The following is a 19,878-nucleotide window of genomic DNA, read 5'->3' on the forward strand; positions in this document are numbered from 1 at the left end:
GTCCTTGTCGTCGGTGTCAGGGTCCGTGCGCCGCCTGCGAGAGGGCAGGTCGGGGCACGCGACGGGGTGGGTGGCGGGACCGCGAGCAGGCGGACCGTCCACCGGACACACTACGCATCACCGCCCACACGACCCATGCCCGGGCAACCCTGCCGGTACCGTTGCGCGGGTGAAAACCGAGCACGACCCGACCGGTGCGCACGACGGGAGCCACCAGCGCGACCGCCGCGTCGTCGTCGCCGTCGTGGGCCCGACCGCCACCGGCAAGTCGGACCTCGCCCTCGACCTGGCCGAGCGGCTGTCCGTCCCCGGGGCGCCGGCGGAGATCGTCAACGCCGACGCCTACCAGCTCTACCGCGGCATGGACGTCGGCACCGCGAAGGTCCCCGTCGACGAGCGCCGCGGCGTGCGTCACCACCTGCTCGACGTGATCGACCCGGTCGAGGACGCGTCGGTCGCGCGCTACCAGGCCGAGGCCCGGCGAGTGCTCGACGAGATCGCCGCGCGCGGGGCGCGCGCCGTCGTCGTGGGTGGGTCGGGCCTGTACGTGCGCGCGCTCCTCGACGACATGCGGTTCCCCGGGACGGACCCCGCCGTGCGCGCGGCGCTCGAGGCGCGCGCCGAGGCCGAGGGGACGCGCGCGCTGCACGACGAGCTGGCGCGGCGCGATCCTGCGGCCGCCGCGAGCATCGGCCCCGCCAACACGCGGCGGATCGTGCGCGCCCTGGAGGTCATGGAGCTCACGGGCGAGCCGTTCACGGCGAACCTCCCGCGGCAGGCCTACGTGCGCCCGACCGTCCAGGTCGGTCTCGACTGCGACCGCGAGGTCCTCGACGCGCGCGTGGCCGGACGCGTCGAGCGCATGTGGGCGCAGGGGCTCGTCGAGGAGGTGCGCCGCGTCGACGCGCAGGGGATGGGCCGCACCGCGCGTCGTGCCGTCGGGTACGCCGAGGTGCTGGCCGCGCTCCACGGGGAGACGACCGAGGACGCGGCGCGCGAGGCCGTCACCGCGAACACCCGTCGCCTCGCGCGCAAGCAGATGGGCTGGTTCGGCCGCGACCCGCGCGTGCACTGGCTCGACGCCCAGTCCCCGACTCGCGTCGAGGACGCGCTCGCGCTCGTGGACCGGGCCGACGAGCGCGCGGACGCCGTCGCGCGGGGCGACGTCCCCGAGCCGGACGAAGCGGACAGCGACGCCCCGGTGCGCCGTAGTCTGGGCTCATGACGCGCACCCGCTTCACCAAGGGCCACGGGACCCGCAACGACTTCGTGCTGCTCGCGGACACGAAGGGCGAGCTCGACCTCACGCCCGAGCTCGTGCGCGCGCTCGCGGACCGCCGCGGCGGGATCGGTGGCGACGGCGTCATCCGCCTCGTCCCGACCGCGCTCGTACCCGAGTCGCGCGAGGTGCTCACGGAGGACCCGCACGCCATCTGGTTCATGGACTACCGCAACGCCGACGGCTCCGTCGCCGAGATGTGCGGCAACGGCGTGCGCGTGTTCGCCGCGTTCGCCGAGCGGCTCGGGCTCGTCAGCTTCGCGGGCGGCAACGAGGTCCCCGTCGGGACGCGCGCGGGCGTCAAGCGCGTGCGCAAGGAGGACGACGGCTGGTTCGCGGTCGACATGGGCCGGTGGTTCCTCCCCGGTGGCCGGCCCGCGCTGCACGACGGCTACGACGCGACCGTCGTCGTCCGCGGCTGGGAGGTCCCGCGCCCCGCGCTGAGCGTCGACCTCGGCAACCCGCACACGGTGCTCGCCGTCGCGCGCGAGGACGTGCTGGCGCGCGCGGACCTCACGGAGGCGCCGGTCGTCGAGCCGCACCCGGCGCACGGGACGAACGTCGAGCTCGTGGTGCCGCTCGGCGAGACGACGGCCGACGACGGCACGCTCGTCGGGCGCGTCCGCATGCGCGTGCACGAGCGCGGCGTCGGGGAGACGCCGTCGTGCGGCACCGGCGCGTGCGCCGCGGCGCTCGCGGTCCGCGTCTGGGGGGGCCCGGACGCGCCGGACGCCTGGCTCGTCGAGGTCCCGGGCGGGACGGTGCGCGTGCGGGCGCTCGAGGGCGACCGCGTCGAGCTCGCGGGTCCCGCCGAGCTCGTCTACGCGGGCGAGGTCGACCTGGCGTCGCTCCTGCCCGCTCCGGCCGCCCCGGAGCCCGACGACGACGGCGTTGCCACGACCGCGGACGACCACGAGGCCGAGTCCGTCGCGGCCGAGGACGACCGCGCGTCGGTCTGACGGCCGGGCTCAGCCCGGGGCCACGACCTCCAGCACCCGGAACCCCTTCGCGCTCGCGGCGCGCTCGACGACCGCGCCCGGCAGGAGCGGTGGCAGCGCCTCGGCGAGCCACCGCTGGAGCGAGTCCGACCCGAGGTTGCGCTGCACGACGAGGTGCGCGCTCGCGCCCGGCGCGAGGCGCGGGAGCCAGTGCAGCAGCATCGCGTGCAGGACGTCCTTGCCGACCCGGATCGGCGGGTTCGACCACAGCGCGGCGAACGCGACGTCGGCGGGTACCTCGTCCGGCACGACCGCACGGACGTTCGTCAGGCCCAGCCGCTCCGCGTTGCGCCGCACGAGGTCGAGCGCGCGCTCGTTGACGTCGACCGCCCACACGGTCGCGTCGGGGGCCTCGAGGGCCATCGTGAGGGCGACCGGTCCCCAGCCGCAGCCGAGGTCGAGGACGTGCGCCACGCCGTCGTCGGACCCGCCGTCCGCGCGGGCGGACCGGGTCGCGAGGACGGCGTCGAGCGGCGGGGTGGTCCGGAGCAGGACCTGCGTGCCGAGGTCGAGGCGCCCGGGGGAGAAGACGCCCGAGGCCACCTCCACCTCGACGTCACGGCCGGCGAGGCGCACGGAGATCGTGCGGCGCTCGGCGGCGGACGCCGGCCGGGCGGTGAAGTAATGGTCCTGCGCGCCGTCGTGCGCAGGGTCGACGGTGGGGTCCTGGTCCTCGGTCACGTCGGCCGATCCTACGCGGGCACACCCCGCGGTGGTGGGGGTCCGGCCCGTCGGCGCGGGCCTCACCCGCTTATCCGCTGGCCTCGGGACGTTTTTCCGTGCCACGCTTGTTCTGTCACCAGGGCGCACGCGCGCCTCTTCCCGACGAAAGGCGGCACATGAGCGCTACCCCGGCAAACACACCGGCGAACCCCACCCCGGCTCAGGACGAGCCGACCGGCGCGACGCGGGACATCGCGAGCGACGTCGTGGCACGGGTGCTCGCTCGGGCCGGGACGGCGCGCGCCGAGGGCGGTACGGTCCATGCGCAGCACGACGGCGAGCAGCTCGAGCTCGAGGCGCGCAGCGCGTTGCGCCGCGTGGTCGGTCTGTCGACCGAGCTCGAGGACGTCACCGAGGTCGAGTACCGGCAGCTGCGCCTCGAGAAGGTCGTGCTCGTCGGGCTGTGGAGCCCCGGCTCCGACCCGCGCGAGGACGGCGCGCCCTCGTCCGCGGAGGAGGCCGAGATCTCGCTGCGCGAGCTCGCGGCCCTCGCCGAGACGGCGGGCTCCCAGGTGCTCGACGGCGTCATCCAGCGCCGCGCGAAGCCCGACCCGGGCACGTACCTGGGCTCCGGCAAGGCGGCCGAGCTGGCCGACGTCGTCGCCGCCAGCGGCGCCGACACGGTCGTGATCGACGGCGAGCTCGCGCCCTCCCAGCGGCGCGCGCTCGAGGACATCGTCAAGGTCAAGGTGATCGACCGGACGGCCCTGATCCTCGACATCTTCGCCCAGCACGCGAAGTCCCGGGAGGGCAAGGCGCAGGTCGAGCTCGCCCAGCTCGAGTACCTCCTCCCGCGCCTGCGCGGGTGGGGCGAGTCGATGTCCCGGCAGGCCGGTGGTCAGGTCGGCGGCGCGGGCGCGGGAATGGGCTCGCGTGGTCCCGGTGAGACGAAGATCGAGCTGGACCGCCGCCGCATCCGCAACCGCATGGCCAAGCTGCGCCGGGAGATCCAGGCGATGGCCCCGGGCCGCGAGACCAAGCGCGCGTCGCGCAAGCGGCACGCGGTCCCGTCCGTCGCGATCGCGGGCTACACGAACGCGGGCAAGTCGAGCCTGCTCAACGCCATCACGGGCGCGGGCGTGCTCGTCGAGAACGCCCTGTTCGCGACGCTCGACCCCACGGTGCGCCGCACGCGCACCGAGGACGGTCGCGTGTACACGCTCGCCGACACCGTCGGGTTCGTGCGCGCGCTGCCGCACCAGCTCGTCGAGGCGTTCCGGTCGACGCTCGAGGAGGTCGGCGACGCCGACCTGCTGCTCCACGTGGTGGACGCGTCGCACCCCGACCCCGAGGGCCAGATCGCGGCGGTGCGCCACGTCCTGGCCGACATCCCGGGCGTGGAGGACGTGCCCGAGGTGATCGTCCTCAACAAGGCCGACGTCGCGGACCCCGAGACGATCGCGCGGATCCGCCTGCGCGAGCGGCGCACGGTGGTGGTCTCGGCGCACACGGGCGAGGGGATCGAGCACCTGCGCGAGCTCATCGCGCACGAGCTGCCCCGCCCGGACGTCGAGATCGACGTCGTCGTGCCCTACCACCGCGGCGACCTCGTGCACCGGGTCCACACCGAGGGCGAGATCGACCACGAGGAGCACACGCCCGAGGGCACGCTCCTGCGCGGTCGCGTCGCCCAGGCGCTCGCGACCGAGCTCGTCGGGGCCTCGGCCCAGGGCTGACCGGCCCGCACCGGACCCCGGCCCGACGTTCTCCACGACCCCGTGCGGCGCCTGCCGCACGGGGTCGCGCCGTGCCCGGCGCCGTCGTCCACAGGGCCGCCGCCCCGTGGGCGAGCGACCGTAGACTCGGCGGGTGCCCCCCTCCACGCGACCCGCCCCCGACCGCGTCGACGCCGAGGGGCCGGGGACGACGGCCGGTGCCTCGGCGGGCGAGGTGCCCGACGTCGACGCGCTGCTCGACGTCGCCGTGACGCGCCTCGGCGGCGCACGGCGCGACGGCCAGCACGCGATGGCGCGCGCGGTCACCGACGCGATCGAGGGGTCGGAGCACCTCGTCGTGCAGGCGGGGACGGGCACGGGCAAGTCGCTCGGGTACCTCGTGCCGGCCGTGCGGCACGCGGTGGCGACCGACGAGCGGGTGATCGTCTCGACGGCGACCCTCGCGCTCCAGCGCCAGGTCATCACCCGCGACCTGCCGCTCGTCGCCGACGCCGTGGCGGACCGTCTCCCGCGGCCCGCCACGATCGCGCTCCTCAAGGGGTGGCACAACTACCTGTGCGTCCACAAGATCGCGGGCGGGTACCCGGCCGACGAGCCGACGCTGTTCGACCTGCCGGGCGAGTCCGCGGGCGCCGCCGACCACCCCGCCGCGCGCGGCGGGACCAGCGCGGCCGCGCTCGGCGAGCAGGTCGTGCGGCTGCGGGAGTGGGCCGACGAGACGTCGACTGGCGACCGGGACGACCTCGTGCCCGGCGTGAGCGACAAGGCGTGGCGGCAGGTCTCGGTCACCGCGCTCGAGTGTCTCGGTCAGCGGTGCCCGATGCTCGCCGAGTGCTTCCCGGAGAAGGCGCGCGCGACGGCGCGCGAGGCCGATGTCGTCGTGACCAACCACGCGATGCTCGGCATCGCCGCGATGGGCTCGCCGGGCGTGCTGCCCGAGCACGACGTGCTCGTCGTCGACGAGGCGCACGAGCTCGCCGACCGGGTGACCGCGGCCGCGACGGTCGACCTCTCGGTCCCGGCGATCGAGAGCGCGGCGCGCCTCGCGCGGCGGCACGGGGGCGTGACGACGGACGCGCTGGACGCCGCGTCGGCCGCGTTCGGGACGGTCGTCGGCGCGCTGCCCGCCGAGCGGTTCCCGGACGGGCTGCCCGACGGCGCGCGCTCCGCCGTCGCCGCGGTGCGCGACGCCGCGCGCGAGGTCCTCTCGACGCTCAAGCCCGAGACCGGGGTCACCAAACCGGCCCAGCCCGACTCCGGGCTGAAGATGGCGCAGTCGACCATGCTGCAGCTCTTCGAGGTCGCCGAGCGCATGGCCGCCGACCCGACCGGGCACGACGTGCTCTGGTGCTCGCGGCCCGGCGAGGGTGGCTGGTCGTCCGACCGCTTCGGGGAGGGTGCGAGCCGCCTGCACGCGGCCCCGCTGGGCGTCGCGGGCCTCATCCGGACGCACCTGCTGGCCGAGCGGACCGGCGTGTTCACGTCCGCGACCCTCGCGCTCGGCGGGAGCTTCGACGCGGTCGCTCGCACCTTCGGGCTCGGGAGCGGTGGTGAGGAGAAGTCTGCCGACGCGCCGCGGTGGCGCGGGCTCGACGTCGGCAGCCCGTTCGACTACGCGCGGCAGGGCATCCTCTACGTCGCCAAGGGCCTCCCGACGCCCGGCCGCGAGGCGTCCACGGAGCACCAGCTCGACGAGATCGCCGCCCTCGTGGAGGCCGCGGGCGGGCGCACGCTCGGCCTGTTCTCGTCACGCCGCGCCGCGGTCGCCGCGGCGGAGGCGATGCGCGAGCGGCTCGACGTGCCGATCCTGTGCCAGGGGGACGACCAGCTCCCGACGCTCGTGCGCGAGTTCGCCGCCGACCCGGCGACGTGCCTGTTCGGCACGCTGTCGCTGTGGCAGGGCGTCGACGTCCCGGGGCCGTCGTGCCAGCTCGTGCTCATCGACCGCATCCCGTTCCCGCGCCCGGACGACCCGGTGAAGTCCGCCCGGGCCCGGGCCGTCGAGGCCGCGGGCGGCAACGGGTTCATGCAGGTCTCCGCGACGCACGCCGCGCTCCTCCTGGCCCAGGGAGCCGGCCGGCTCGTCCGGTCCACGGCGGACCGCGGCGTGGTCGCGGTCCTCGACCCGCGCCTCGTGACCGCGCGCTACGGCACGTTCCTCACGCGGTCCATGCCGGGGTTCTGGCAGACGACGGACCGCGACGTCGCTACCGCTGCGCTCCGGCGCCTCGCCGCCCTAGGCTGAGTCCTTTCCCGCGAGCATCAGGGATCCAGCGAACTTCACGGAGGCGACATGACGACGAGCACGTCCCCGCAGGGCACGGGCGACGCGACCACGGGCGGAACGGGAGGGGGAGCGCGGACCACCAAGCTCGCGATCGTCGGGGCCGGCGCCGTCGGGTCGACGTTGGCCTACGCGGCCCTCATGCGCGGGGCCGCGCGCACGGTGGCGCTCCTGGACGTCAACCGGGCGAAGGTCGAGGCGGAGGTGCTCGACCTCCAGCACGGCATCCAGTTCATGCCGATGGCCCGCGTCGAGGGGTCGGACGACGTCGCGGTGTGCGCGGGGGCGGACGTCGTCGTCGTGACCGCCGGGGCGAAGCAGAAGCCCGGCCAGACGCGGCTCGACCTCGCCGAGGGCACGATCGGCCTCATGCGCACGATCCTGCCCGGGCTGGTGGAGGTCGCCCCGGACGCGGTCTACGTCATGGTGACGAACCCCGTCGACATCGTGACGTACGCGGCGCTCAAGTTCTCCGGGCTGCCGCCGACGCAGCTCTTCGGCAGCGGGACCGTGCTCGACTCGTCGCGCCTGCGCTTCCTCGTGGCCCAGCACTGCGGAGTCGCGGTGCAGAACGTCCACGCGTACATCGCGGGCGAGCACGGCGACAGCGAGATCCCGCTGTGGAGCTCGGCGACCATCGGCGGGGTGCCGCTCCTCGAATGGCCTGGTCTCGGCGGACGGGGACCTCTCACCGGGGACGTCCGTGACGACATCGCGCGCGAGGTGGTGCAGTCGGCCTACCGGATCATCGAGGGCAAGGGCGCGACGAACTACGCCGTCGGGCTCGCGGGCACGCGCATCATCGAGGCCGTGCTCGACGACGAGCACCGCATCCTGCCCGTCTCGACGCTCCTGGACGGCGCGTACGGGCTGGACGACGTCTGCCTCTCGCTGCCGACGCTGGTCGACCGCCGGGGCGCCGCCGAGCGGGTCGAGGTCCCGCTCGCCGACGCGGAGCTCGCCGGCCTGCGGTCGTCCGCCGAGTCGCTGCGCGCCGTCGCTCGCCGCTTCGGTCTCTGACCGACCCCGCCCGCGGCCCGGGTCCGAGCACCGCGAGAGCCGGGTGGTCGACGACCACCCGGCTCTCGGCGTGCGGAGGGTAGGGACCCCGGTCGCTCAGAGGCTGCGCAGGACGGAGACGACGCGCCCCAGGACCTGGGCGTCGTCGCCCGGGATCGGGTCGTACGCGGCGTTGTGCGGCATGAGCCAGACACGACCGTCGGCGCGGCGCAGGGACTTCACCGTGGCCTCGCCGTCGATCATCGCCGCGACGATCTCGCCGTTCTCCGCGACCGGCTGGCGGCGCACGACGACCCAGTCGCCGTCGCAGATCGCGGCGTCGATCATCGAGTCGCCCTGGACCCGCAGGAGGAAGAGCTCACCCTCGCCGACGAGCTGGCGGGGCAGCGGGAAGACGTCCTCGACGACCTGCTCCGCGAGGATCGGCCCGCCGGCCGCGATGCGTCCGACGACCGGGACGTACGACGGCGCGGGGTGCGCCTCGTCGTAGGCGGGCTGGGGCGCCGCGCCCGCCGCCCCGAGCGGGGTCGCGCGGCGCGCGTCGTCCGGCTGGACGACCTCGATCGCGCGGGGACGGTTCGGGTCGCGCCGCAGGAAACCCTTGCGCTCGAGCGTCGTGAGCTGGTGCTTCACGGACGACGGGCTCGTCAGGCCGACGGCCTCGCCGATCTCCCGCATGCTCGGCGGGTAGCCGCGCTGCTCGACGCATGCGCGGATGGTCTCGAGCACGAGGCGCTGCCGCGGCGTGAGCCCGTCACCCCCCGCCGACCCGTCCGGGAGCTCGCGCACCTCGGCGAGCCCCCGTGCCCTGTCCGTGCCTCGTGCCGCCATGGTCGCTCCGCCTTCGTCCGTCGCGGCCGCCGACGCCTCCCGGCCTGCGGCCTCCCCTCCCCGGGGCGTGCGCACCGGGACCTCGGTCGTTCCTCCAGGTCCGAGCGGACATGTCCGGCGAACCGACCTGACCCCAGGCTAGGGGAGGTTGCGACACGAATCAAACACCTGTTCGAGCATGTCTCGACTCTGTCGGTCGTTCGTGATAGACCTTCGTACAGGTGTTCTACGTACACGTGTTCGACCGACCCGGTCGGCACGGAGGCGAAGGGCTCGCGGCGTCCGATCGACCGGGGAAGGCGATCGGGCCCGCGAGCCGGGACGGAGCAGGCATGGATGCGATGGCGATCTCGGCGGTCGGGCCCCTCGGCCGCGCGGACGGGGCTGCGGTGCCGGAGCGCGCGGGCGGCCGACCGCTGCGACTGACGCGGCGGGGCCGGGTGGTCCTCGTGCTCCTGGCGGCCGTGGTGCTCCTGCTCGCCGCGCGCGTGGGCGTCGCCGTCGCGAGCGGGCCGGGCGAGCCCGTGGAGGTCCGGGTCCACGTCGTGGCCGCAGGGGAGACGCTGTGGGAGCTCGCGCAGGGCGTGGCTGCTCCGGGTGAGGACCTGCGCGACGTCGTGAGCGGGCTCGCCGAGCTCAACGGGCTCTCGTCGTCGGGCCTCCAGGCCGGGCAGAAGATCCTCCTTCCGGCGTCCGCATAGAGGAGGCATGGCGGGTCCGCCCGTCGGTGTCGGCGGGGACGAGGGCGTGATGTGACGCAGGACACGGTGCGGATCCGGCCCGCACCGGCCGTCAGGGGTTGCGTGGCTGATTAGGTCCACCTAAGTTAGTGGCACCTCACAACGCCGGCTGGGGGGCTGGGCGGACGAGGCGAGGAGCACGCGGTCCACCGCGACTCCTGTGCACGTCGCCGCGCGTGAGGCGAGTCACGCGCGAGATGGGGACGGGGGCGTCCCGACGGGGGCGGTCGACCACGACCGCCCCCGTTCTGCTGTCCACGAGCCGTCGCCCGCTCGCGGCCGCCAGTCCTCGGGCGGGGCGCGGCGTCGGAGGCGTGTTGCACCGCCCCGCCGCGACGGCATACGTTCGTCGCGCCGACCCGTCGGCGCCGACCGCGGAGGAGCCCGCCATGCACTGCCCGTTCTGCCGCCACGCGGACTCCCGCGTCGTCGACTCGCGCACCTCGGACGACGGCGCGTCGATCCGTCGGCGTCGCCAGTGCCCCGAGTGCAACCGCCGCTTCACGACGATCGAGACCGCGAGCCTGTCCGTGGTCAAGCGCTCGGGCGTCACGGAGCCCTTCTCGCGCGAGAAGATCGTCAACGGCGTGCGCAAGGCCTGCCAGGGGCGCCCCGTCAACGAGGACGACCTGGCGGTGCTCGCGCAGCGCGTCGAGGAGACGATCCGGGCGAGCGGCAGCGCCGAGCTCGACGCGTACGAGATCGGGCTCGCGATCCTCGGGCCGCTGCGTGAGCTCGACGAGGTCGCCTACCTGCGGTTCGCGAGCGTCTACCAGGCGTTCGACTCGCTCGAGGACTTCGAGAGCGCGATCACCTCGCTCCGGGTCGAGCGCGAGGAGCGCGAGTCGGCGGCGGCACGAGCCGACGGCCCGGACGGCGCCGCTCCCGCAGCGGACGCGCGGGAGGAGTCCGCGCCGCACGCCTGAGGTCCCGTCCCGTGGCCCTGCCCGCCGTCCACGAGACGTTGGTCTCGCCGGGCTACAGGTCGCTGGACCGCGATGCCCAGATGTTGATGCCGGTGTCCGCGGGCAGGTCGTCGACGGCGGCGAGCTCCTCGGCGGAGAGCCCTGGCGCGTCGAGCGCCGCGAGGTTCTCGTCGAGCTGGCGAGTCGAGCTCGCGCCGAGCAGGACCGAGGTGACGCGCTCGTCCCGCATCGCCCAGAGGATCGCCGTCGTGGCGAGGCTGCGCCCGTGGTCGCGGGCGAGGCCGTCGAGACGGCGGACGCGGTCGAGGTTCGCGTCGGAGAGGAACGCCGGTCGTAGCGGGCCCCCGCGCGCCGCGCGAGAGCCGTCCGGGACCCCGCGCAGGTACCGGTCGGTGAGCATCCCCTGGGCGAGGGGAGAGAAGGCCACGACGCCGAGGCCCTCGGCGCCGGCGACGTCGAGCACGGACGCGCCTGCGGGGTCGTGCGGGTCGGGCTCCTCGACCCACCGGTTGAGCATCGAGTACGACACCTGGGTCACGACGAGGTCGACGCCGAGCCGCTCCGCGACGCGCAGCGCCTCGCGGGTGCGGCGCGCCGAGTAGGACGAGATGCCCGCGTACCGCGCCCGCCCGGAACGGACCGCGCTGGCGAGCGCGCCGACGGTCTCCTCGAGCGGCGTCGTCGGGTCGAAGCGGTGGGAGTAGAAGATGTCGACGTGGTCGAGCCCGAGGCGACGCAGGGACGCGTCCAGCGAGGAGAGCAGGTACTTGCGCGAGCCGCCCTCGCCGTACGGACCGGGCCCCATGCGGTAGCCGGCCTTGGTCGTCACGACGAGCTCGTCGCGTACCGGGCGCAGCTCGCGTGCGAGCAGGTGCCCCAGCGACTCCTCGGCCGCTCCGCCCGGCGGGCCGTAGTTGTTCGCGAGGTCGAGGTGGGTCACCCCGCGGTCGACCGCGTGCAGCACGATCTCGCGCTGGGTCGCCTCCGGGTCGGCGCCGCCGAAGTTCTGCCACAGGCCCAGCGACACGGTCGGCAGCGCCAGCCCGGAACGACCGAGCCGGCGGTGCGGCAGCGGGCCGCGGGCCGTGGGCGACCCCCCGGGCGGGCGGGCGGCGGGAGCGGAGGAGGAGTCGGGCAGCACGAGGCCGACGCTACCCGACGCCCGGCGACCGTCCGCCCGGGGCGGGCCCGCCGGCGGACAAATCAGGTGGCGTCCGGCGACGGGGTGCGGGAGGCTGGCGACGTGCCCGCACCGTCGGGCCGACCGCAGTGCACGACCGAGTTCCCCCATCGACGAGGAGACCGCCATGGCGTCCGACCAGCAGCGATCCGCTGCAGACACCGCACCGACCGACGAGGCCAAGGCGAAGTTCCGAGAGGCGCTCGACCGGAAGAACGCGGCGCGCCACCGCACGGCCGACGGCGAGTCGAACACCGGGTCGGTGCACGGGTCCGAGACCGTGGGCCCGGTCCAGCGCACGTTCCGCCGCAAGTCGGGCTGACCGCGGTCCGGCTCAGCGCTCGTCGTCGTCCGGTCGCCCCGTCGGGGCGGCCGGACGACGCACGTCCGGGACAACGTCGGTCGCTAGGTGTCCGAACGCGCGAAGCGTCGGCCGGTCAGCTCGCGTACCTCGATGACGACCCACTCCTCGGTCGGCACGTCGACGACGGGAACGAGAGGGGCCGCGTCCTCCAGGACGGCGTCGACCTCGTGCTCGGTGCGCACCCGGTGCGCAGTCCCGTGGGCGACGACGCTCCAGGCCCCGTCGTCGTCGACGTGATCCCACTCGAGCGCCACGCGCTCGTTGGTCGTGAGCGTCGCGAGCTTGGTCCCGGGCACGGTGCGGAACGCGAGCGTGCGCTCGTGCGCGCGGACGGTCACGGGGTAGATGTCCGGCTCGCCCCGCACGCTCACGGCGAGGCGTGCGACGTGGGTCCCCTCCACGAGGTCCCACGACGCGTCGGCGTCGAGGATCTGCGGCCCGTCGTGCGTGTATCCGGTCATGCCTCATCGTGGCACCGCAGCGCACGGGGCGCTCAGCGGCGAAGGTCATGCCGCCCGAGGACCTTCGCCGCGTGCGCCGGGGTCACCGGTGCACGCGGCGAGGCTCCTCGTGGTGGGCCTCAGTCGAGGACGCGCAGGGCGATCGTCTGCTCCATCGCGGCCAGCGCCTCGATGACGGCGGGCTCGACGCGCGAGCCGACGTCCGTGACGACGTAGCCGATCTCGCCACGCGTCGCGAGGAGCTGGCCCTCGATGTTCGTGCCGTGCTCCGCGAGGGTCGCGTTGACGGCTGCGAGGACGCCCGGCGTGTTCCGGTGCAGGTGCGTGATGCGCGTGATCCCGGTCGTCTGCTCGAGCGCGAGGTTCGGCACGTTGACGCTGAGCGTCGTCGAGCCCGTCGTGAGGTAGTCGCGCAGCTTGGCCGAGACGAACTGGCCGATCGCCTCCTGCGCCTCCTCGGTCGAGCCGCCGATGTGCGGCGTGAGGATGACGTTCGGCAGACCGCGCAGCTCGGAGTCGAAGCTGTCTCCCTTGCGCTTGGGCTCCTGCGGGAACACGTCGACGGCGGCGCCGGAGACGCGGCCCTCGACGATCGCCTCGCGCAGCGCGCCGTAGTCCACGACGAACCCGCGCGAGAGGTTGAGGAAGATCGAGCCCTGACGCATGCGGGCGAACTGCTTGGCGCCGAACAGCCCGGCGTTGCCCTGGCGGCCGTCGACGTGCAGCGTGACGACGTCCGCCTGCTCCAGCAGCTCGTCGAGCGTGTCCATGCGGCGCGCGTTGCCGAGCGCGAGCTTCTCCGCCGTGTCGTAGAAGACCACGGACATGCCGAGGTTCTCCGCGACGACCGAGAGCTGGGTGCCGATGTTGCCGTACCCCACGATGCCGAGCGTGCGGCCGCGGACCTCGTGCGCCCCCTCCGCCGACTTGTCCCAGCGGCCCTCGTGCAGCGCGCGGTCGCGCTCGGTGAGGCGGCGCGTGAGCGCGATGATCTCGGCGAGCGCGAGCTCGACGACGGAGCGCGTGTTCTGGAACGGGGCGTTGAACACCGCGACGCCCTGCGTCGCGGCGGAGCGCAGGTCGATCTGGTTCGTCCCGATGCAGAACGCGCCGAGCGCCACGAGGTCGGGGGCGTTCTCGAGCACGTTCGCAGTGACGTTCGTCTTGGACCGGATGCCGAGCAGGTGGACCCCGTCGAGGGCCTCGATCAGCTCGGACTCGTCGAGGGCGCCGGTGCGGACGGTGACGTCGATGCCCGCCGCCTCGAGGTTCGAGGCGGCGAGAGGGTGCAGGTTTTCAAGGAGGAGGGCGCGTAGCACGCTCCCATGGTGCGCCCGGTCCGTGGTCCGGACCAAACGGGTCTTGACCCTCGGGACGAGGTGAACGGCCCTCCCGCGGCCCGCGGACCGGCCGCGTCACGGGGCGACGCGGGCCCCGTCGTCCGCGTCCGTGCTCGTCCGGGTGCTCGTCCGCGTGCTCGTCGTGCTCGTGCCCGTCCCTGGACCGGCCACGCCCGCCGGGAGCGCGCGAGCGTGCACGACGACCAGGCGCTGGGTCGGGCGGGTCATGGCGACGTACAGGTCAGAGGCGCCGGAGGGGCCGGTCGCGACCTCGGCGGGCTCCACGAGCACGACGGCGTCGAACTCGAGCCCCTTCACCTGGACCGGGTCGAGGACCGTGAGCGGCGCGTCCGGGCCGGCGTCCTCGAGGCCGAGGGCCGCGCGCAGGGCGGGGACGGCCGGCGCGGCGGCGACGACGGCGACCCGCCCCGTCTCGGCGGCGACGAACTCCGCGCGCGCCGCGTCGGCCTCGACCCGGACCCGGGCGAGGAGGTCGGCGGACGTCGCCTCCACGAGGCGCAGGGCGTCCTCCACGTCTCGCGCGGACGTCAGCGGCGAGACCGGCAGCCCCGCGGCGAGGGCGGCGCGGCGGGCGGCGTCGGCGACGGAGGCGGGGGTCCGGTAGTTGACGGTCAGCTCGGCGAGGCGCCACGCGTCGCGGAAGACCGGGTCGAGCATGCCCTTCCACGAGCGCGCCCCCGCGAGCGACGACGTCTGCGCGACGTCGCCGACGACGGTGAACGAGCGCGTCGGGCACCGGCGCACGAGCATGCGCCACGCCATCGCGGAGAGCTCCTGGGCCTCGTCGACCACGACGTGCCCGTAGGCCCACGTCCGGTCCTGCGCGGCGCGCTCCGCCGTCGTGAGGCGCGGGCCGGTCGCGGAGAAGCGCTCGGCCAGCACGTCCGCGCCGACGATCCCGCCGCCCGCGCCGGACGACTCGAGCACCTGCCGCGCGTACTCCAGGTCCTGCGCGCGCTGCGCCGCCCGGGCGGCGGCCTCGGCCCGTTCCGCCTGGTCGTCCTCGCCGAGGAGCTCGGCGGCCTCGTCGAGCAGGGGGACGTCGGCGGGCGTCCACGGCGAGCCCTTCGGCCGCTCCAGCAGGCGTCGGTCGGCGGGCGAGAGCTCGGGCGCCGCCTCGGCGAGCCGGTGCGGCTTGGTCCACAGGTCCTCGACGAGGCGCTCCGGCGTGAGGGGCAGCCACGCGAGGTTGAGCGCGACGCGCACGTCGCGGTGGGAGCGCAGGTCCTCGAGCGCGAGCGCGCGGTCCTCGCCGACGAGCGGCTCGCCGAGCTGGCGGCCGTACTGCTCGACGAGCCGCGAGAGCATCTCGCGGACGAAGGTCACGCGCGCGAGGTTGTGCGGCTTGTGCGTGCGCCGGGCCTTGGCGATCGCGTCGCGGACGTCGCGGCGCCGGATCAGCAGGTCGTGGCCGTCGAGGCGCACCGGCACGTCCGCCGCGGGCACGCGCTCGCGCGCACGCACCGCGCGTCGCACCGCCCGGGCCATGACCGCTCGGCCCTTGACGCGCGCGACGCGAGGGTCCTCCGCGCCGTCGGCGACGATGCCGGGGACGAGGTCGGCGATCGTCGTGCTGACGACCCCCGTCTCGCCGAGCGACGGCAGCACCTGGTCGATGTACCGCAGGAACGAGTGGCTCGGGCCGACGAGGAGGACCCCCGAGCGCTCCAGCACCCTTCGGTGCGCGTAGAGGAGATACGCGGCGCGGTGCAGGGCTACGGCCGTCTTGCCCGTGCCCGGGCCGCCCTGCACGACGAGCGCGCCCGCCAGCCCCGACCGGATGATCGCGTCCTGCTCGGCCTGGATCGTCGCGACGATGTCGCCCATGCGCCCGGTGCGTCCCGCCGCCATGGCCGCGAGGAGCGCGCCCTCGCCCGAGAGCGTCGTCCCGGTCACGGCCTCCGGCGCGTCCAGGTCCAGGAGCTCGTCCTCGAGCCCCGTCACGTCGCGCCCGCGCGTCACCAGATGCCGCCGCCGGACGACGCCGTCGGGGTGTGCCGCGGTCGCGCGGTAGAAGGACTGCGCCGCGGGGGCGCGCCAGTCGGTGAGGAGGCTCGTGTGCTCGGCGTCGGTCAGCCCGATGCGCCCGACGTAGCGGCGCGTGCCGTCGTCGAGGTCGAGACGGCCGAACGCGAGCCGGTCCTCGACCGCGTCGAGCTGGGCGACGCGGTCCTCGTACAGGGTCGCGAACGCGTCGCGCTCGCTCCGGTTCTGCGGCGAGCCGGACGGGCCGGACCGACGGACGCCGTCGAGCCGCGCACGGGCGGCGGCGCGCAGCTCGTCGAGGCGCGCGTAGAGGGTGTCCACGACCTCCTGCTCGAGCCGGAGCTCGTCGTTGCGTCCCACGCTGTCCCTTCCCTCGGCCGGGCGTCGCGCCCGAGCGCACGCCCGTGACACGGCCGTCCATTATGGCCCACGAGCGTGGGTCTCCGGACCCGTCCTCGGCGCGTCCCGCGCCCGCGACCGGGCCCGACGCACGGCTGAGGCTAGGATCGTGGGCCATGGCGACCAGAGGGGAGCGGGCGTCGTGACCGGGACCGACCGTCGGGTCCCCGCGCGACCCTCTGCGCGGGGCGACGAGGCCGCCGCGCGTGACCAGGTGCTGTCCGGGCGCGCGGTCCTCGCCCCGACGGACGAGCTGCGCATCCTCCTCGTCGAGGACGACGACGGCGACGCGATCCTCGTCGAGGAGCTGCTGTCCGACGGCAACCTGACGGTCGAGCTCGACCGTGCGACGACGCTCGACGCCGCGCTCGAGATGCTCGTCTCCACGCACGTCGACTGCGTCCTGCTGGACCTCGGGCTTCCCGACTCCGTCGGGCTGTCGGCGGTCGAGCGGGTGCGGACCGGGGCCCACCCGCCCGCCCTGGTGGTCCTCACGGGACACTCGGGCATCGACCTCGGCGTCCAGGCCGTCGCGGCCGGAGCCGACGACTACCTGGTGAAGGGTGAGGTCGACGGCGACCTGCTGGGCCGTTCGGTGCGCTATGCCGTGCAGCGGCGCATGTCCGTCGAGCAGCAGCGGGCGCTGTACCGGAGCGAGGTGCGGGCGGCCGAGACCGCGCGGCTGGAGCGCGCGCTCCTGCCCACACCGCTCGTCCAGGACGAGCGGCTCGACGTCATGGTGGGCTACGTCCCCGGCGGCAACGGCCTCCTGGGCGGCGACTTCTTCGACGCGGTCGAGCGCCCGGACGGGAGCGTCCTGTGCGTCATCGGCGACGTCGCGGGCCATGGTCCGGACGAGGCCGCGCTGGGTGCGACGCTGCGCACGGCCTGGCGCACCATCGTGCTCTCCGACACCCAGCCGGACGGCATCCTCCCGCTCCTCGAGCGCGTCCTCGTGCCCGAGCGCGCGCGTCCCGAGGTCTTCGTCACGCTCTGCCAGGTCGTGGTCTCCGCGGACCGCCGTCGCGCCGAGGTCTATCTCGCGGGGCACCTCGCCCCGCTCCTGCTGCGCGACACCGCGACCGAGATCACGCCCACGGCGCGTGGCCGCGCGCTCGGCATCCCCGTCCAGGGCGGGTGGACCTCCCAGGCCGTCGACCTCGGGGAGCGCTGGGCGCTCATGCTCTACACGGACGGGCTCGTCGAGGCGACCGTCGCGGGGCCCGGAGGCGCCACGGGGCCACGGACCCGCCCGGAGCGCGTCGGCGTCGACGGCCTGCGCCGCGCCGTCGACAGCGCGCTCGAGCAGGGCGTCGAGGGGGTCGTGGAGCGGGTCTTCCGCCGCGTGCGCGACCTGCACGGCGGTCCGCTGGCGGACGATGCCGCGCTCCTCGTGATCGGCTGGGGCGGGGACGAGGGGACCCCCGGCGAGCGCACGGCCACCCTCGCGGACTCGGACGAGTGGGCACGGTGACGCCGACGGCGAGCGTGACGACCGGTGCGGAGCACGGCGGGCGGCATCGTGCCCCGACCCTGCGCCGCCGGCTCGGGTGGGCGCTCGTCGTCGCGGGCGTGATCCTCCTCGGTGTCCTCGCGACCTCGGCGATCGCGCTCTCGCGCGTGCTCACCATCCAGAGCGAGGTGACCGGGCCGTTCTTCGACGCGGTGACCGAGGCCGACGCCGCGTACGTGGGCCTGCTCGACGCCGAGGTCGCGGTCCGCGCGTACGTCGCGACCGGCGACGACACCGCCCTCGAGGCCTACACGCGCGCGGTGGGGACGGACGCCGAGGGCGTCGTGCCGGACCCCACCCTCGTCGACCGCCTCGGGTTCGGCGCGGAGCTCGCGGCGCTGGCCGCGCAGTCCGACACCTCGGTGCGGGCCTGGGTCACCGACTACGCCGAGCCGGCCATCGCGACCACCGAGGACGACGGACCGGGGCGGGTGCGGGCCGTCGACCAGGCCCACGGCGCCGAGCTGTTCGCGGCCGCCCGGGCCGACACCGCGCGGTACGTCGACGCGCTGCGGGCCGAGCGCGTGGAGCGGCTCGACGCGCTCGACCGGTGGAGCCGGGCGCTCTTCGGGAGCGTCCTCGTCCTCGTCGGCTCGGCGCTCGCGGTCGGGATCATCCTCTGGGTGTGCCTCAAGCGCTGGGTGACCGAGCCGATGGCCGAGCTCGCGCACCGCGTGCGGCTCGTGAGCTCCGGGAGCCTCGACGAGCCGGTCGTGACCTCGGGCCCTGCGGAGATCGCGGACCTCGCCCAGGACGTCGAGCACATGCGCGTCGAGCTCGTGAACCAGGTCGCCGAGATCAAGGCGTCGCACGAGGACGCCGCCCGCTCGCACGCGCTCCTGGCCGAGCAGGCGAGCGAGCTCGAGCGGTCCAACCGCGACCTCGAGCAGTTCGCCTACGTCGCGTCCCACGACCTCCAGGAGCCGCTGCGCAAGGTCGCGAGCTTCACGCAGCTCCTCAAGAAGCGGTACGGCGGGGAGCTCGACGACCGCGCGGACCAGTACATCGACTTCGCGGTCGACGGCGCCAAGCGCATGCAACGGCTCATCCAGGACCTGCTCGGGTTCTCGCGCGTCGGCCGGACGGGCAGCGAGCGCGTCGACGTGGACCTCGAGCGGGAGCTCGAGGGCGTGCTCGAGGACCTGTCCGAGAAGGTCGCGGAGACCGGGGCGAGCATCACGCACGACCCGCTGCCCGTCGTCGTCGGCGAGCGCGCGCTCCTGCACCAGCTGCTCGCCAACCTCGTCGGCAACGCGCTGAAGTTCCGCGACCCGGACCGGCCGCCGGCCGTGCACCTGGGGGTCCTCGCGCGCGACACGCACTGGGAGATCTCCGTCGAGGACAACGGGATCGGGATCGACCCGCAGTACGCGGAGCGCGTGTTCGTCATCTTCCAGCGCCTGCACGCCAAGGACGTGTACGAGGGCACCGGGATCGGCCTCGCGCTGTGCAAGCGCATCGTCGAGTACCACGGCGGCCGGATCTGGATCGAGCCGCGCGAGGGCGGGACGACGGTCCGCTTCACGCTCGCCCACGCGTACGTGCACGCGCAGGTCGGCTACGCTCGCTCCGACCACGACGGCACGGAGCAACGACCCGGAGCGACCCCTGGGTGACGCTGCCGCGCCCCGACGACGAGGAGAGCCCCGCATGAGCCACGGCAGCAAGCCGATCGACGTCCTCCTGGTGGAGGACGACCCCGGCGACGTGCTCATGACGCGCGAGGCGTTCGAGGACCACAAGGTCACCAACCGCCTCTCGGTGGTCTCCGACGGGGTGAGCGCGCTGCAGTTCCTGCGCAAGGAGGGTGAGCACGCGGGCGCCCCGACGCCGGACCTGATCCTCCTCGACCTCAACCTGCCCCGGATGGACGGGCGCGAGGTCCTCGCCGAGCTCAAGGCGGACGAGGCGCTGCGCAAGATCCCGGTCGTCGTGCTGACCACGTCGGAGGCCGAGGAGGACGTCGTGCGCAGCTATTCGCTGCACGCCAACGCCTACGTGACCAAGCCCGTCGACTTCGACCGCTTCATCGACGTGGTGCGCCAGATCGACGACTTCTTCGTCTCGGTGGTGCGGCTGCCCGGTCGCTGACCCGGGCGCGGGCCCGACGCGGGTCCGCGCGGTCGTGCCGGTCCGG

17 protein-coding genes are annotated in these 19,878 nt (G+C 74.8%); 11 read left to right on the top strand and 6 right to left on the bottom strand.

Annotated elements, in window-relative coordinates:
- The first annotated feature begins 169 nt into the window (after positions 1–169).
- Positions 170–1,225 carry a tRNA (adenosine(37)-N6)-dimethylallyltransferase MiaA gene (gene miaA / locus NF338_RS14890; RefSeq protein WP_264031501.1) on the top strand — a complete coding sequence of 352 codons (1,056 nt, stop codon included), beginning with the start codon at positions 170–172 and terminating at the stop codon, positions 1,223–1,225.
- Positions 1,222–2,238 carry a diaminopimelate epimerase gene (gene dapF / locus NF338_RS14895; RefSeq protein WP_264031502.1) on the top strand — a complete coding sequence of 339 codons (1,017 nt, stop codon included), beginning with the start codon at positions 1,222–1,224 and terminating at the stop codon, positions 2,236–2,238. The genes miaA and dapF overlap by 4 nt, the downstream gene beginning before the upstream one ends.
- Before the next feature lie 9 nt (positions 2,239–2,247).
- Here dapF and NF338_RS14900 read toward each other — a convergent pair whose 3' ends face one another.
- Positions 2,248–2,958 carry a class I SAM-dependent methyltransferase gene (locus tag NF338_RS14900; RefSeq protein ID WP_264031503.1) on the bottom strand — a complete coding sequence of 237 codons (711 nt, stop codon included), beginning with the start codon at positions 2,956–2,958 and terminating at the stop codon, positions 2,248–2,250.
- Positions 2,959–3,116: 158 nt separating this feature from the next.
- Between NF338_RS14900 and hflX the strand changes: the two genes are divergently transcribed.
- The 3 genes from hflX to NF338_RS14915 all read left to right on the top strand — a co-directional run bounded on the left by hflX (position 3,117) and on the right by NF338_RS14915 (position 7,980).
- Positions 3,117–4,676: a GTPase HflX gene (gene hflX, locus NF338_RS14905; RefSeq protein ID WP_087471794.1), complete on the top strand. Its 1,560-nt coding sequence runs from the start codon at positions 3,117–3,119 to the stop codon at positions 4,674–4,676.
- A 133-nt stretch (positions 4,677–4,809) separates the two neighbouring features.
- Positions 4,810–6,921 (top strand): ATP-dependent DNA helicase, encoded by a 2,112-nt coding sequence (locus NF338_RS14910; RefSeq protein ID WP_412846946.1) that lies wholly within the window; start codon positions 4,810–4,812, stop codon positions 6,919–6,921.
- A gap of 48 nt (positions 6,922–6,969) precedes the next feature.
- The gene (locus tag NF338_RS14915) at positions 6,970–7,980 is read left to right on the top strand and encodes an L-lactate dehydrogenase (RefSeq protein ID WP_087471795.1); all 1,011 of its coding nucleotides are present in this window, start codon (positions 6,970–6,972) and stop codon (positions 7,978–7,980) included.
- Between the two features lie 96 nt (positions 7,981–8,076).
- Here NF338_RS14915 and lexA read toward each other — a convergent pair whose 3' ends face one another.
- Positions 8,077–8,811, bottom strand: a complete 735-nt coding sequence (gene lexA / locus NF338_RS14920) for a transcriptional repressor LexA (protein WP_087471796.1) — start codon at positions 8,809–8,811, stop codon at positions 8,077–8,079.
- 332 nt (positions 8,812–9,143) lie between these two features.
- Here lexA and NF338_RS14925 point away from each other — a divergent pair, with 332 nt between their 5' ends.
- Entirely contained in the window at positions 9,144–9,512 is a 369-nt protein-coding gene (locus NF338_RS14925) for a LysM peptidoglycan-binding domain-containing protein (protein WP_264031505.1), read from the top strand.
- Positions 9,513–9,940: 428 nt separating this feature from the next.
- A complete protein-coding gene (gene nrdR, locus NF338_RS14930; protein ID WP_264031506.1) occupies positions 9,941–10,477 on the top strand; it encodes a transcriptional regulator NrdR in 537 nt (178 codons plus the stop codon).
- Positions 10,478–10,529: 52 nt separating this feature from the next.
- Here the strand turns inward: nrdR and NF338_RS14935 are convergent, their stop codons facing one another.
- Positions 10,530–11,618, bottom strand: coding sequence for an aldo/keto reductase (locus NF338_RS14935; protein ID WP_412846950.1), 1,089 nt, complete (start codon positions 11,616–11,618; stop codon positions 10,530–10,532).
- Positions 11,619–11,784: 166 nt separating this feature from the next.
- Between NF338_RS14935 and NF338_RS14940 the strand changes: the two genes are divergently transcribed.
- The gene (locus NF338_RS14940) at positions 11,785–11,979 is read left to right on the top strand and encodes a DUF5302 domain-containing protein (RefSeq protein WP_047233781.1); all 195 of its coding nucleotides are present in this window, start codon (positions 11,785–11,787) and stop codon (positions 11,977–11,979) included.
- Between the two features lie 83 nt (positions 11,980–12,062).
- Here the strand turns inward: NF338_RS14940 and NF338_RS14945 are convergent, their stop codons facing one another.
- The 3 genes from NF338_RS14945 to NF338_RS14955 form a co-directional block, all read right to left on the bottom strand.
- Positions 12,063–12,482 carry a pyridoxamine 5'-phosphate oxidase family protein gene (locus NF338_RS14945; RefSeq protein WP_264031507.1) on the bottom strand — a complete coding sequence of 140 codons (420 nt, stop codon included), beginning with the start codon at positions 12,480–12,482 and terminating at the stop codon, positions 12,063–12,065.
- Between the two features lie 119 nt (positions 12,483–12,601).
- Positions 12,602–13,801: a phosphoglycerate dehydrogenase gene (gene serA, locus NF338_RS14950; RefSeq protein WP_087471799.1), complete on the bottom strand. Its 1,200-nt coding sequence runs from the start codon at positions 13,799–13,801 to the stop codon at positions 12,602–12,604.
- A 96-nt stretch (positions 13,802–13,897) separates the two neighbouring features.
- Positions 13,898–16,189, bottom strand: coding sequence for a HelD family protein (locus NF338_RS14955; protein ID WP_264031508.1), 2,292 nt, complete (start codon positions 16,187–16,189; stop codon positions 13,898–13,900).
- Positions 16,190–16,370: 181 nt separating this feature from the next.
- Here NF338_RS14955 and NF338_RS14960 point away from each other — a divergent pair, with 181 nt between their 5' ends.
- The 3 genes from NF338_RS14960 to NF338_RS14970 are packed head-to-tail and all read left to right on the top strand — an operon-like array spanning position 16,371 to position 19,832.
- Positions 16,371–17,702, top strand: coding sequence for a PP2C family protein-serine/threonine phosphatase (locus NF338_RS14960; RefSeq protein WP_264031509.1), 1,332 nt, complete (start codon positions 16,371–16,373; stop codon positions 17,700–17,702).
- The gene (locus tag NF338_RS14965) at positions 17,699–19,357 is read left to right on the top strand and encodes a sensor histidine kinase (protein WP_264031510.1); all 1,659 of its coding nucleotides are present in this window, start codon (positions 17,699–17,701) and stop codon (positions 19,355–19,357) included. The genes NF338_RS14960 and NF338_RS14965 overlap by 4 nt, the downstream gene beginning before the upstream one ends.
- Before the next feature lie 34 nt (positions 19,358–19,391).
- A complete protein-coding gene (locus NF338_RS14970; RefSeq protein ID WP_087471801.1) occupies positions 19,392–19,832 on the top strand; it encodes a response regulator in 441 nt (146 codons plus the stop codon).
- Positions 19,833–19,878 lie beyond the last annotated feature (46 nt).

Origin of the sequence: Cellulosimicrobium sp. SH8 (assembly GCF_025818875.1) — a bacterium.
Classification (GTDB): domain Bacteria; phylum Actinomycetota; class Actinomycetes; order Actinomycetales; family Cellulomonadaceae; genus Cellulosimicrobium; species Cellulosimicrobium cellulans_D.

Bases quoted from the DNA above. Each gene is read 5' to 3' on its own strand.
- dapF (WP_264031502.1), top strand. From the start codon at position 1,222: ATGACGCGCACCCGCTTCACCAAGGGCCACGGGACCCGCAACGACTTC.
- hflX (WP_087471794.1), top strand. From the start codon at position 3,117: ATGAGCGCTACCCCGGCAAACACACCGGCGAACCCCACCCCGGCTCAG.
- NF338_RS14915 (WP_087471795.1), top strand. From the start codon at position 6,970: ATGACGACGAGCACGTCCCCGCAGGGCACGGGCGACGCGACCACGGGC.
- lexA (WP_087471796.1), bottom strand. From the start codon at position 8,811: ATGGCGGCACGAGGCACGGACAGGGCACGGGGGCTCGCCGAGGTGCGC.
- NF338_RS14925 (WP_264031505.1), top strand. From the start codon at position 9,144: ATGGATGCGATGGCGATCTCGGCGGTCGGGCCCCTCGGCCGCGCGGAC.
- nrdR (WP_264031506.1), top strand. From the start codon at position 9,941: ATGCACTGCCCGTTCTGCCGCCACGCGGACTCCCGCGTCGTCGACTCG.
- NF338_RS14940 (WP_047233781.1), top strand. From the start codon at position 11,785: ATGGCGTCCGACCAGCAGCGATCCGCTGCAGACACCGCACCGACCGAC.
- NF338_RS14945 (WP_264031507.1), bottom strand. From the start codon at position 12,482: ATGACCGGATACACGCACGACGGGCCGCAGATCCTCGACGCCGACGCG.
- NF338_RS14970 (WP_087471801.1), top strand. From the start codon at position 19,392: ATGAGCCACGGCAGCAAGCCGATCGACGTCCTCCTGGTGGAGGACGAC.